Below are 13,388 nucleotides of genomic sequence, written 5' to 3'. Positions count from 1 at the left end.
AAAATATCTAAATTTTAATTAAAAACCCTTCACCGAATATATCTTTTTTTAAAAGATAGTAGCTGCCACTTTCATCAGATAAGTAACCATATTGTAACAATAACAAATTCTCCACCCACAATATCAACCATTTGTAATTTATAAAATAAAATTTTTTCTATTGCAATTCGGAAAATAATAACGTCAATAACGTTAAATTTAAAAATAACGTTCCATAACGTAGAAACACGCGCCTCATTGTAGACAAGCGAAAGCCCATAAAATAAGGAATCATAGGTCATAAGGCAATGATGACGGGCTCCCTCCCTTAATTAAGCACTAACACTCTTAAACTGCTTTAGAAACCAGAGAAATTAATATAATTAACATTATAGAAAATAGGATAAAAACAATAAATAAATTTATCATATATCTTGGAAAAGAAAGAACCAATTTAAATCATGAATCATTGCAAAACGATATAATTTATCGACACAATAAAATGAATTGAATGTACATTTTATTAAGTTAATAACCAATCTAATGTTTAATTACTTTAAATAAATATTTAAATTTTTTAGGTTAGATAGATAAGTAGTTAGAAATCAGATTATTAGCTCAGTTCTAGGTCATTAAAATAATGAGGATGCATCTAATGCAAATTAATAAGAAAAAAGCAGTATTGCAGCTGAGTCTACTCACTGCAGCACTGAGCAGTGTTTATGTTACACCAGTTGCGGCACACGGATATATGGTCTCACCCCAAGACTATGCCTTTAGCTGTTTTGAAGGAACGACGACTGACCCGACGCTTTGTAATGACACGGTCAAAAATCAAAAGAACGAGATTAACAACGGTAACGCCGCAGGCGACCATCAGGCCGTCATCCGAGACCAAGAACTCTGTTCGGCATCTAAACAAGGCAACTACGCTGTGCTTGATATTCCAAGCCCTAACAGACACACAACAGAAATTGAGCTAAACGCTAACGGCGAATTTGAAGTCACCTATAGGCACACGGCAAAGCACAGAACCTGGTATTGGGATCTGTTTGTTACTCGCAATGGATTTGACCCAGATACAGACAAACTCACTTGGGCTGATTTAGAACGCCTAACGGTCGTAGATGGTCAAGGCAAAGAGCCTGATGACTACATCACTTATAAAGTGAAGTGGCCAGAAGGCAAATCCGGCAAACACATTATCTACCAAGTTTGGCAACGCCCTGACCCTAACCACAAACCGCATGATGAATTAGGCCCGTCACCAGAAGGTGTTTGGGATAGCGCAGAAGCATTTTATAGCTGTGCCAACGTTATCGTCGGTGATCACGAACCTGATCCAGATGAATCACCGTGGGTGAAAAGTGAAGATTTTGCGACTGAAACCATTGAAGTCTCTTCGGGTGACCAAGTCAAAGCTCGCTTGATGTATGAGGGCTACGAGGACTTTGAAGTCTTGCAGGATATCACTCCGCAGAACGAAAATAACGAGCAGTGGAAGATTGATTTAGCCGAATCCATCAACAGTAACGCTACAATCTCACAATACGTTCAAGTCGGTGTGTTAAACGACGATGATGAAATCATTCTTAGTGATGATCCGTCAGAGAATAACATCTACTACACCAGTGACAATTGGTCGCACTTGGTTGAAAAAGTCGACCAAGATGCCAATGACACATCCATCGAATGGTCGAACAAAGAAGATCAATATGAACTGACACCAGGAGAAACACTGTCTATTCCTGTTGAAGTCACGGTCATCAATGGCGAAGCGACCACGTACACCTACACAGCGATATTGAGAACCGTTGGCGCATCCGAGCCTGAACAGGTGATTGAAGGGACCACTGAAAGCCCTGCTTCATTCGAAATCAGTACGTTAGGAGATTACAGCGTTCGTATTCACAGCCAAGTTGATGGCTCACCAGAACAAGCAGCCTACGAATTCTCTGTTGTTGAAGAACAAGGCGAGATCGAATACGACTACCATTACCCTGAGGGCTTTGGCAGCTATGTGGCAGGCGATGTCGTCAAGTTTGATGGAGAAGGCATCTACGAATGTTTCGGAGACTGGGCAGCACACTGTAATGACGAAGAGTTCTTACCGGGTGTTGCGATTGACCCTAACTGGGTTGATCAGCAGTGGAGAAAATTAGACTAAGCAATGAAAGCCACCTGCTTGCAGGTGGCTTACTCCTTCTAAGCCCCTTCCATGAATTTATTTATCAAAGCTCTATTGCCATTATTACTGTGGCTGCCGACAACATCAGCCCTTGCGGAGAGCATTAGCGCTATCCAGGAACTTGGCCGTCACCTGTTCTTCGATACCCAGTTATCACTTAAAGGCAATCGAAGTTGTGCGCTTTGTCATTCCCCAACCCATGGCTGGAGCAACACGTTTACAAAAACGATAAACATTAACGGTGAACCCGACACGTTAAACACGCCCTCTTTGTTGAACATTTCTCAGCAAAAAGCGTTTTCGCAAACCGATCCCAACCGGACCGAAATTGAAGTGGCCATCACAACCCCTATGTTTTCAATTGATCCATTGGAAATGGGGCTGACTCCTGATTTGCTTCTCACTCGATTAAAGAAAAGCGCTTCCTACACTGAATTGTTTGAGCAAGCCTATGCGGATCGTGACATCACCTTGGAGCGCGTCGTTAAAGCGCTTGAACATTACCTCACACTGATTAAAAGTCGGAACACGAGATTTCATCAGTATCTTGCCGGAAACGAGCAGGCTCTGACGAACACGGAACAGGAAGGCTTTCGACTGTTTAGCAGCTCACGATTACAATGTTCACGCTGTCATGGCGGGTCTTTACTCAATCAACCAGAGGCCGCAATAAGCCAATACCAGAATACTGGCCTTTACGGAATCAGTCGGCATGGGGCCCCCCCACACTACCCTGCCACGCAGCCGGGGTTGCGCCGTCACACCAGCCATCATCAAGATGACGGCAGGTTTCGGATTCCCTCGTTAATTAATGTCGCGAATACAGGCCCATGGGCGCATGATGGCAGCGTGCAATCTTTAACGTCTGTGATTGATAACTATGCAAGAGGCGGCAGAAAAACAAGCTATGGTCCAAATCAGGGAGACGGCTTCCACCACCCTAACAAAAGCTTCTTAATCAACGGATTTAGCCTGACTCGTAGCGAGAAGACAGCGCTCATCGCATTCCTGCATTCACTTTCCGTTGAAGACGATTGGACGCGATACCCATTCAATTCTCCATTTTGCGTCTCGAATGATAAGCAAACCAACACGCGTCCAGACAGCACTTGTTCACTCACTAAACCTACCCCAGAGCAACCGAAATGAACGTTACACAACTTACCAAGGTCGGCTTGTTAGCCGCACTAATACTACCTAGCACGCAAGCCTATGCGGATATGAATTCTGCTCGAAACCAACATTTTGCGCGAGAATATCGCACCTTATGTGAAACCACAGCAGAACCTTTCGAAACGGCCAATTCCCCCGATGAAGCGGCTCAGCAAAACCTCCGAGTTTCAGAACCGTTTGCAAAATCACTGACGCTAAATGAACAAGGGCATGCCTACCTGAATTTGTCGATAGAAAACTGGGACGAAAAGCTGGTGCTGTTCCATAGCACACAAGCCAACATTGAAATTAAGGACGCCGATGTAACGGGCAAAAATATTACCAACCAACATTGCGATAAACCGGATATGACCATCAGCCACATCAATACCCATGAATGGGGCAGCTACCCGGTTAAGGTTTCTGGCAAACCCAATCAACGTGTTACGATTAAACTCTACCGCGAGCAAAGTCGTTAGACTGAAAAGCGAGGCCTTGTGCTAACAAGGCATTTGGATAGTTCTGAGGACAAGTTTTTATTAGTCAACACACATTACCTAAAGGATGGCAACCTCACGGTATCTAGCTTCCAGTAGTCAATAGCATCGAACTAATGATCGAAACGCAGCTTTGAGTGTTACTCACTTATAAACACATACAGATCACCACGACAGTGGTTGATACTGTATTCAATCGGACAGCCTGAACTATCAAACGCCGTTTGCTCGATAAGAAGTACTGGCGTGGTTGAGTCGATATTCAGTTTCTCGAGTGACTCTTCCGTTGGCATTTTCGCAGATACGCGACTTTGCGTTTTTGAAGGGGTGATATTTTGACTGTGGAAGTAGTCATACAGTGACAATTGGATTTCGTCAGGATCGTGAATCAATTGAGAGGGTACGTAAGATTCCTCAATTGATACCGCTTGTTCATCAATGTAACGAACACGTTTTAGGAGAAACACTTCCTCGCCCTCTTTCAGGTTGAGGGTTTCTGCGATTTCAGCAGAACAAGGCATGGTGTCCTTCTTAATCCACAGCGTATCTGGCTTTTTCCCTTTTAGAACAACTTGCTGTGAGAACCCTGTCGCGGCTTTACCCGAGTATTCAACCGTATCGGCAATCATGGTACCTAAACCACGAGAGCGAACAATCACCCCATCCTTATCGAGAACATCTAACGCTTTTCGAACCGTAATTCGAGAGACGCCCAATAGCTCGCTAAACTCGCGCTCTGTAGGGATAAAGTCTCCGCCTTTTAAGATTTTCTGTTCGGTCGCTGTTTTTACTGATTCAGAAATCTTCATATATAGCGGTGACTTGTCTTTTTGCTCGATACGAGCCTTTATGAGTTCGATAAGAGGTTGATAGGTTGTCATAAGGTTCTTATTTTTATCAGCAATTTTTGCATTATACCCGATATTAGAATGGGATAGATAGGGAGAAACAAAAAGCGGAAACCACCGAGCTTCATCCCTACTTTCTCCTCTAAGTCAGTACGATAGTTTGTTCTGACTTCGCGCGGGGCTTAACCAAAAACAGCAATATTGCGGCAACAAAAACGAGGACAGCACAAAGCGAATACGCAAGATCGTAGCGACCAAAAGTATCTACCGACCAACCCGCGAGAACTGGACCAATGAACCCGCCAACACCCCAAGCGGTGTATAAGATCCCGTAGTTAGTGCCAAAGTTTTTCAATCCATAAAGATCAGCCATAACAGAAGGGAAAACAGCAAGCAAAGTGCCGTACCCAATGCCTGCAAGGCCAGCACCAATAATCAAGAAAAACGAGGAATCAAAGTGGGAAAACAGCAGCATGTTGACGGTTTGCAGCAACATGGCAAGACTTAGCGTTTTAAGTGCGCCAATCTTGTCGCTCAATAGCCCTGTTGCCAATCGTCCACCAGAGTTAAAAATCGCTAAAGCTACAACCAAGTAAGCACCATCCATAATGCTAGCTTGCTCTGCTGCGATGGAGGTAATGTTGGCAATGATCATCAGCCCCGCTGAAGCTCCAAAAGCATAAGCAAACCAGAGTAAATAAAACGGACGTGTAGCAAGCATGTCTCGCCAGGCGACGTCATTACTTGAATTGACGGCTTGGGATTTTTGCTTCGTTTTCGCCGGAACTGGTTTGAAATCCGTTGGTGGATTAGTAAAAGAGCATGCCAACGGAAACGCAATCACGAGTAAACCGCCCCCCAAGATTTGTAAGCTTACTTGAAGGTCAAACTTAGTAATCAGGAAGCTTGTCAGTGGAGCAAGATAAAGCGCAGCCAAGCCAAACGCAGTAGCTAACGCACCATTAACCATCCCCTTGCGTGAAGCGTGAAACCACTTCATCGCAGTTGGGTTTAGGCACGCATAAGAAAAGCCAATACCTGTACCTGTAAGCACCCCAAAACTCAAACACAAGTTTACTGGGCTAATCGATAGGCTGGATAACACCATACCAATTCCCGCTATGAGCGTACCAACCATGAGCACTTTCTTAGGACCAAATTGGTCTTGTATACGACCTGCCACCAGCAACGCAAGAGACAGAGTAACGATGGTAATCGTGTAAGGTAGTGAAGCTTGAGTATGGCTCCACCCTAAATCAATGAGGGCGTTTTTAAATACGCTCCATGTATAAAGTACGCCGATGCACAGATTGATCCCGCAGCCAGCGGCGAGAATTCTTATCGCTTTATTATTCATGATCATTACTTAGAGACATCGCTGTCAGGTAAGCGACATTCGATTGATGTGTACGAGAAAATGATGAGGCTTAATAGAGCATTAAGCCTCATAGAGAGTAATATTCAGTATTGGCGAAGGTAGTCAGAAATTTGCTCCACACTCGGCGCGCAGTCTCCACCTTCATGGCTCACCACATACGATGCAACAGCATTGCCAAGAAGGACAGCATCCGCTAGTTCCCAGCCAGAACTCAAGCCTGCAAGCACGCCACCAGCATGCGTATCACCAGCGCCAATAGTATCGACCACTTCAGCAGAAAATGGCGCGACCATACCGTGTGATTCTCCGTTGCTAAACAGTGCGCCATCGCTATCAATGCGTAACACTAAAGGACAGGCATAGCGGGAATACCATTGTTTAACAAAGCTTTGGCTATCTTGCATACCAAGATGCTCCGCTTCTTGGCGGTTAAGTGAAATAATTGGTTTGAGTGCAAGTAAACGCTCAAGTAAGGTGGCATCAATGTCGGCAATACGAGGTCCAAAATCGATAAACAACTGGACTGTGCTTGGTAAGGGTTCCAACCAATTAACGATTTCAGCGCCACAAGCAGACGCCAATTGATAACCAGAGAGATAGATAATCGCATCGTCATTGATTAATAGCTGACTCAAGGTCTCTTGGTTCCAGTTGTTTTCAACCCCGCTGACAGACAGGAAAGTTCTTTCACCGTCCGGCTCTACCAGAGCCAAGCACCAACCGTTATCACCACTTGGGTCCGTTAAGCTGCTTTCTAGACCTTTCTCTTCCATAGAGTGGCGAATCAGATCCGCCCACTTACCATTCCCTATCGGCAGTGCATTGGTCGATTGAAGACCAAGTCGATTTACCGCAATCGCAATATTCAGTGCGCAGCCACCCACGTGAATGCCCTTTTCTTGCATTTCTAAATCGCCACCTCGCTGAGGTAAACATGGCGTTTCCGTCACGATATCAACCACAGCGGCACCAATTAAACACAGTTGACGCTTGTTGTTAAGTGTAGGAATTAACTCGATTAATGCATTATGAGGCATAGCCCTGCTCCTTAACTTCTCGCAGAGAAAGGAATTTGCGCGTGTATTCATCAAAGTCTAGTTGGTTTTCATCATCCAACTGCTGCTTCAATTCTGCGTCAATCGCCTGAATACCGTTCAACGCACCACAAATTGCTGTCGCCATCGCGCCGATGGTGTCGGTATCGCCACCTAAGTTCGCGCACAAGATCGCGCAACGATTCGGGTCAGTTTCAGCAAGCTCGACCATCGCTATCGCCGCTGGGACAGATTCAATGGTACTGACTCCCGCACCCACTAGGTTGTAGATTTTCTCCATACGCTCTTCAATACCACTATCTTCACTTGCCACCATCAGAGCGAGCTCAATACGAGAGGACATCGACGCACTAAAAGTGGTGATGTTCTTGGTTTGCGCAGCAAGGGCAATCGCAGGTAACTGGTCTTTGATAGCGCCCCAAGTGTGTCCTTCAATAGCTTTCGATACCGCCCAAGCAATCACTACGGCACCAGAGATAGCGACATCAGATTTGTGCGTCGGGCTCGAGGCTAACGCCACTAGCTCAATAAAATCGTCCAAGCTGTTGGTTGGTAGCAGACAGCCCATCGGTGACACACGCATAGCAGCACCATTAGTGACGCCGTTGTTCTCTAGTTCGCTGATTGCCACACCGTCTTTGATTGAACGCATTGCCGCTTTTGAACTTGGACCAAAAATGTTTTTGTTAAATGCATCGAAACCTTCTGCCCAAGTCAGTACGTTTCTTGCGATCACTTCTGGGACAATTTTACCATCGCATTCGATGATGGCATCAGCGAGCGCCAAAGCCATAGAGGTATCATCTGTAAACTGACAAGCTGTGAAATAGCAGGCCGCGTTGTTTTCTTTAGGGCCATCAAGGAAGCGGTCAATCCAGCCAAAGTGCGCTTTTACTCGACTACGAGGCCACAATTCAGATGGCATCCCCATTGAATCACCAAGTGCTTGACCATAAAAAGTGCCGAGGATTCTGTCTTGTTTTGAAATTGTCATCTTACTTACCAAAATAGGGGTTAAATATCCTACCCACTGACATAGAAACATTGGGTAGGGTTAAAACTTAAGCTTGTGCTTTTTGTTGTGTAGTGGAGTCTGACTGATCGTCCATTTTGATTGGTTTGATCTCACCACTAGGTTCACGGAAGAAGTACATGAAGATAGCGAGGATGACAGCAATCATGACACCGCCGAATCCCCACATGCCAGCCCAATCAAACGTTAAGCCATTCTGCGGTGTATCGTAGGCAAACATTTTTTCCATTAGTAGGCCGCCAAGACGGTAACCCAGTAAACTACCAATGCCCTGGCAACCCAGCGTAATCAAACCTTGAGCCGCAGTACGCATGTGCGCTGGAGCTTTCTTATCAACATAAATATATGCCGTGACGAAGTAGAAGTCGTAGCTCACACCGTGCAACAAAATACCCAAGAACAACAATGAGTACAGGTACCAAGTGTCTGCACTACCGTAGACAAAGAATCCATAACGGACAGCAGCCGTAGCAAGACCAAGTAGCAATACCTTTTTAATACCAAAACGTTTGGTAAAGAAAGGTAGTGCAAGCATGAAGAAGATTTCAGAGAACTGACCCAGCGTCATCCAGCCTGTTGCATTGCTCATACCCACTTCTGTTAGGAAGCCGTTTGCAAAGATGTAATAGAATGCAAGAGGCATGCTAAACATGAATGAACACACGAAAAATGCTAAGAAGTTTCTGTCTTTAAGGAGCACCATTGCATCCAGACCGAGCATCACTTTAAGGTCTAGCTTGCCTGTACTTTTCGGTGGTGTGTTTGGCAGCGTTAGAGCAAAGACACCCAACAGCGCTGAGCTCAGAGCAGTAATAATAAGGGGAATATTGCTTGAAGAAATATCGCCATAACCTAGCCAAGATGGCAAGAAGCCAATCGCAACGCCTGACGCAATCCAACCAATTGTGCCCATGACACGGATACGCGGAAAGTCGCGTTCAACATCGTCTACGTTGGAAAAAGCGATACTGTTAGTCAGCGCGATTGTTGGCATATAAGTTAATGAATAACCAAGCAAAAGTGGGAAAAACGTGGCGAACTCGGTTTGTTGTGACGCTAAATACATAAGTACTGCACCAGCAAGCAACATAACAGAGAGTACTTTCTGTGCAGGGAAGAATCGGTCAGTGATCGAACCGACTAAAATTGGCGACAAAATCGCCGCAATTGCAGTACAAGCGTAAGACCAAGCAATCTCAGTTGGCGTGAAGCCATTGGTATTGAGAATTTGCCATAACGGAACGAACCAAGCGCCCCATATAAACCATTCAATGAACATCATTGAAGAGAGTTTGATGTTAGTCGTTTTCATTTTTTATCCTTAGGTACTGTAGGGTACGGTTCGAATGGTACGATCTAAAATAATACCAATACAATACCAAGGTGATACTTTTGTGATCAATGCGCCATTTAGGTTAGCGTCTCTGGCTCTTGTAATGATAGTTAAAGTGAAACAACAAGAAGTCATAATAGCGATGGTTGTTGATTATTCTATAAGAGAGATAGCCAGATAAGATCTGAATTCCTATAACTAAATACGTAGTCAGGCTCTGGATGTGCTGTAAGTATGCATCTTGTTAGCAGCCTGACGTGCTAAACATTCTGAAACGTCTTGATACATAGGCTTTTCTGTACAGTATTCTTGAGAATGTGGTGTGTAAAAGTAGGTAAATAAAGCGACTGGAGCACATGAGACGTTTGACTCTACAACGGCTTCAATTTACTTTCTGAGTCAACTGAACCTATTAATGATATAAAAATACGAACAATATGGACTCTGTTACTCAAGCTGCGCTAGGCGCAACGGTCGCTGGTGCTATTGCTGGAAAACAGTGTAATGCAAAGGTTTTACTCGCTGGAGCGCTTTTGGGCACATTGCCTGATTTAGATGTCATTCTGGACTATGGAGACGCGGTTCAAAACACCATTAAGCACAGAGGTTTTAGTCATTCTTTGTTCACGCTCCCACCTTTCGCACTGTTGATTTCATGGCTGTATTGCCGTCGTTACTCGGATTCTTTCTGGACACTTTCAAGAGTGTTCTTCCTAACGGTCAGCGTGTTTGTGACCCATACCTTGTTGGATGCAATGACCACCTATGGCACGCAGCTTATTTGGCCGTTTGAAGGTTATTTTGAGCTTCGCAACGTCTTTATCATCGACCCTTTGTATACGTTACCGTTATTGTTTGCGATTGGTGTTGCTTTGGTTTCTAAGCAGAAAGGAGGGGAATGGTGCCAAGGTGTTGTGTTGCTCTCGACTCTCTATTTAGGCTGGGGTTACCTGTCACAGCAATCGATTGCTGATCGTGTTGAGCAGAACTTAGCAGCCCAAAACCTACCTAACCAACAAGTGCTGATTACGCCAACAGCATTCAATACGCTTTTATGGCGCGTTGTTGTGATGGATGATGGAAAGTACTGGGAAGGGTTGGCGTCGGTGCTTGATAAAGACAAACACATCGATTTCATCTCTCGCCCATTAGGCCATTGGCCCATGGAAGAAAAGCCAAGTACATTGAAGGGACTGGAAGCATTTTCTCACGACTACCTAAACTACAGAGTTGAAGATGACACGTTGATTGTTTCTGACTTGCGTTTAGGGATGGCGAATAACCTTTCGTTTGAATTCGTATTTGCGGAGAAAGATAGCAATGGAAAATGGGAGCTACTTGATGCTACTCAACGTTACCCTAGTGAACGTGGATTTGATTTACTAGCCCCACTTTGGCAACGCCTGAAAGGCGATCAAACCATTAATGCTAACTTACAGACGATGGAAGTCAGCTATCAACAATGAAAATGACAAGTAGCTCGTAGATTGCGCTCGCTTCAATGAAAGTTTAAGTATTTTGCTCACGAAACTTGTCGCCAACTTCCTTGAATGTGGAGATATGCTCTTCAGCATGATATGCAGCAGCCTGAGGGTCATTATTACAAATCGCATCGACCAAAGGTTTATGTGCATCAACGATAGTTGCAGCCTCATAGCTTGCTAAGTCGATATTAAAAAACAGCAGCATCTGGTTGGAGACATGACGATAGATATTCACGAATCGGCTGTTGTGGCTCATAGCAACAATCAAAGAATGCAGCTCAAGTTCGTATTTACTGAGTGTCTGCGTGGTCACGTTGTCCATTTTTGCAGCTTTCTCAAAATCGGCCATTAGCTCTTTAATCTGCTGCTTGTTCTCATCATCAGCTTTTATCGCCGCAAGCCAAGCAGAGCGTGATTCTATCGCTACTCTCAGGTGGTAAATTTCCCATAAGTCCTGCTCGTTTATTTCAATAACTTGCCAGCCTGCATAAGGTTTTTGCACCACTAACCCTTCATGAGACAAAGTATTCAAAGCCATGCGGATAGTACTTCGAGAAAGTTCTAGCTCTTTTGCTAGGGAGCTCTCTACGATTCGCTCACCCATTTTATAGCTGCCATCCAGGATCAAGTCTCGTAAGTAACTGACTGCCTGATCTTCCAAACTGCTTTTATTGAACTTCACCATCACTAAATCCGTTAAAAACCAACGCTTAAACATTTTAAATCAACCAATTACATACTGCCAAGCAGCATTTATTAGTGATTACTTGTATTGTTTAATTTAGTGACGATTGTCTAACAATCCGACAAAAAACACCAGTTCTTATATTTCCATGATCCGTTTCTCATTTCATTCAATCATAATTTGTATAATTGTCACCAAGTCGATTGTCCGACAATCAACAATAGGTAACATTATGAGCAACATAAAAAAGGCGATAAGGTTATCGCCCTCCGATAATGTGGCTACCTTGCTTTCAGATGTAAGCAAAGGTAATCCAGTAGAGATCATTGACGATCAAGGTGAAATGGTCGGCACATATATAGGCCTTCAAGCCATCACGAAGGGAAACAAGATTGCTCTTGAGGATTTTGAATCCCAAGTCGTCGTGAAAAAAGGCGGCTATCCAATTGGAATAACTTGCACTGAGATCCGCCTCGGCGACCTCGTTCACGTACAAAACGTACGCAGTACCCGAGTTGATATTCCAGCCCCCATCATTGAGCAAATCATGCAGCAAATGCAGATCGAGTGTGAATCATGAAAACTTTTCAAGGCTATAGGCGCGCCGACGGACAAGTTGGCATCCGTAATCATATTTTGATTTTAGCAATCGACGAATGTGCTGAAGGCATTGCTCAGGCAATAAAGCAGAAGCTCTCCAACTGTGTCGTTGTAACCAACCACTACACCTGTATGTATGGGGGTAACGAAGAAATGGTCAACGTCATGATCGGTGCTGCACTTAACCCCAATATAGCGGGCGTACTAGTACTAAACATGGGGTGTGGCAGTATCGACCCAACGATTATCACCGATCCGATCAAACAAGCTAAGAAACCCGTTTTCAGTCTTTCCATCATCAAATCAAAAGGCACTCGACAAACTATCAATGAGGGAGTCCAAATTGTTGATGAACTAATCAATATATCCAACCAAGTGAAGCCTGAGCCTACCCCAATTTCCGAATTGATTGTCGGAGTCAAGTGTGGCGGATCAGATACCAGCTCTGGTATTGCTTCGAACCCCGCTGTAGGGCAAGCCGCCGATCGACTGATAGAAATGGGGGCAACTTGTATCGCAGGAGAATTAATCGAGTTGATTACCTGCGAACAGATTCTCCGCGAACGAGCGGTGAACCAAAATGTTGCTGACAAAATTGAGCGCTTGATTGCCGAAGAAGAACGCCGCTGGCACATCGAAGGAACAGATGTAGAAACCATGAGCATCGGTAATAGCGTTGGGGGCCTCACGACACTTGAAGAAAAAGCCCTCGGTGCGCTACATAAAACGGGCACCAAACCAATTCAGGATGTACTTGAGATAAACCCCATCGGCATCCAAAAACCAACCCAACCAGGCTTTTATCTCGCCGAAGTCACTCATTTGTGCGGAGGCTCAGGGATGCATTTTGCGGCCCTAGGCGCGCAGGTCATTCTTTGGACAACGGGCGGAGCTGGATTTAGTAACCCGATCGTACCCGTTATTCGAATCAGTGGGAATGACGAGCAAATTACTGACGACATTGACGTGGATGTCAGCGGCATTATGTCAGCAACTCTAAGTGTCGTCGAAGCAAGTGAGCAAGTTTTAGAACAACTAGACAACGTTGTTCAAGGCAAAAAAACCGCAATCGAAGATGTTGGCTATGCCTTCTGCTCTCTTTATCAAAAAGATCAAAGGCTTGAGAAACTCATCAACAAGCAATCCGTTTAAGTAC

General features: G+C 44.6%; 12 protein-coding genes. 6 read left to right on the top strand and 6 right to left on the bottom strand.

Annotated features, from left to right (window positions below; genetic code table 11):
• The first annotated feature begins 634 nt into the window (after positions 1–634).
• Genes F0265_RS11935 through F0265_RS11925 form a run of 3 tightly spaced genes read left to right on the top strand, consistent with a single transcriptional unit; the run spans position 635 to position 3,798 of the window.
• Entirely contained in the window at positions 635–2,146 is a 1,512-nt protein-coding gene (locus F0265_RS11935; RefSeq protein WP_171749049.1) for a lytic polysaccharide monooxygenase, read from the top strand.
• Between the two features lie 51 nt (positions 2,147–2,197).
• Entirely contained in the window at positions 2,198–3,316 is a 1,119-nt protein-coding gene (locus tag F0265_RS11930) for a cytochrome c peroxidase (RefSeq protein ID WP_171749048.1), read from the top strand.
• Positions 3,313–3,798 carry a hypothetical protein gene (locus tag F0265_RS11925; RefSeq protein WP_171749047.1) on the top strand — a complete coding sequence of 162 codons (486 nt, stop codon included), beginning with the start codon at positions 3,313–3,315 and terminating at the stop codon, positions 3,796–3,798. The genes F0265_RS11930 and F0265_RS11925 overlap by 4 nt, the downstream gene beginning before the upstream one ends.
• Before the next feature lie 158 nt (positions 3,799–3,956).
• On the opposite strand, the gene F0265_RS11920 is transcribed toward F0265_RS11925, so the two are convergent.
• From F0265_RS11920 to F0265_RS11900, 5 genes are all read right to left on the bottom strand, one after another.
• The gene (locus F0265_RS11920) at positions 3,957–4,697 is read right to left on the bottom strand and encodes a GntR family transcriptional regulator (protein ID WP_171749046.1); all 741 of its coding nucleotides are present in this window, start codon (positions 4,695–4,697) and stop codon (positions 3,957–3,959) included.
• Positions 4,698–4,806: 109 nt separating this feature from the next.
• Positions 4,807–6,021, bottom strand: coding sequence for an OFA family MFS transporter (locus F0265_RS11915; RefSeq protein ID WP_171749045.1), 1,215 nt, complete (start codon positions 6,019–6,021; stop codon positions 4,807–4,809).
• Between the two features lie 104 nt (positions 6,022–6,125).
• Positions 6,126–7,079, bottom strand: coding sequence for a PfkB family carbohydrate kinase (locus tag F0265_RS11910; protein WP_171749044.1), 954 nt, complete (start codon positions 7,077–7,079; stop codon positions 6,126–6,128).
• The gene (locus F0265_RS11905) at positions 7,069–8,091 is read right to left on the bottom strand and encodes an ADP-ribosylglycohydrolase family protein (RefSeq protein WP_171749043.1); all 1,023 of its coding nucleotides are present in this window, start codon (positions 8,089–8,091) and stop codon (positions 7,069–7,071) included. The genes F0265_RS11910 and F0265_RS11905 overlap by 11 nt, the downstream gene beginning before the upstream one ends.
• 67 nt (positions 8,092–8,158) lie before the next feature.
• Positions 8,159–9,442 (bottom strand): nucleoside permease, encoded by a 1,284-nt coding sequence (locus F0265_RS11900; RefSeq protein ID WP_171749042.1) that lies wholly within the window; start codon positions 9,440–9,442, stop codon positions 8,159–8,161.
• A gap of 458 nt (positions 9,443–9,900) precedes the next feature.
• Between F0265_RS11900 and F0265_RS11895 the strand changes: the two genes are divergently transcribed.
• On the top strand, positions 9,901–10,929 hold the full coding sequence (locus tag F0265_RS11895) for a metal-dependent hydrolase (RefSeq protein WP_171749041.1): 1,029 nt from the start codon (positions 9,901–9,903) through the stop codon (positions 10,927–10,929).
• Positions 10,930–10,972: 43 nt separating this feature from the next.
• Here the strand turns inward: F0265_RS11895 and F0265_RS11890 are convergent, their stop codons facing one another.
• Positions 10,973–11,632 (bottom strand): GntR family transcriptional regulator, encoded by a 660-nt coding sequence (locus F0265_RS11890; RefSeq protein ID WP_171749040.1) that lies wholly within the window; start codon positions 11,630–11,632, stop codon positions 10,973–10,975.
• A 232-nt stretch (positions 11,633–11,864) separates the two neighbouring features.
• Between F0265_RS11890 and F0265_RS11885 the strand changes: the two genes are divergently transcribed.
• Both F0265_RS11885 and F0265_RS11880 read left to right on the top strand, forming a co-directional pair.
• Positions 11,865–12,212, top strand: coding sequence for a carbohydrate kinase (locus tag F0265_RS11885; protein ID WP_171749039.1), 348 nt, complete (start codon positions 11,865–11,867; stop codon positions 12,210–12,212).
• Positions 12,209–13,384 (top strand): UxaA family hydrolase, encoded by a 1,176-nt coding sequence (locus tag F0265_RS11880; RefSeq protein ID WP_216607862.1) that lies wholly within the window; start codon positions 12,209–12,211, stop codon positions 13,382–13,384. Before F0265_RS11885 ends, F0265_RS11880 begins: the two co-directional genes overlap by 4 nt.
• Positions 13,385–13,388: the final 4 nt, after the last annotated feature.

The sequence above is a fragment of the Vibrio sp. RE88 genome, from assembly GCF_013113835.1.
Lineage (GTDB): Bacteria > Pseudomonadota > Gammaproteobacteria > Enterobacterales > Vibrionaceae > Vibrio.
The sequence above is the reverse complement of the archived record's forward strand: the minus strand, read 5'-3'. Positions and strand labels throughout refer to the sequence as shown.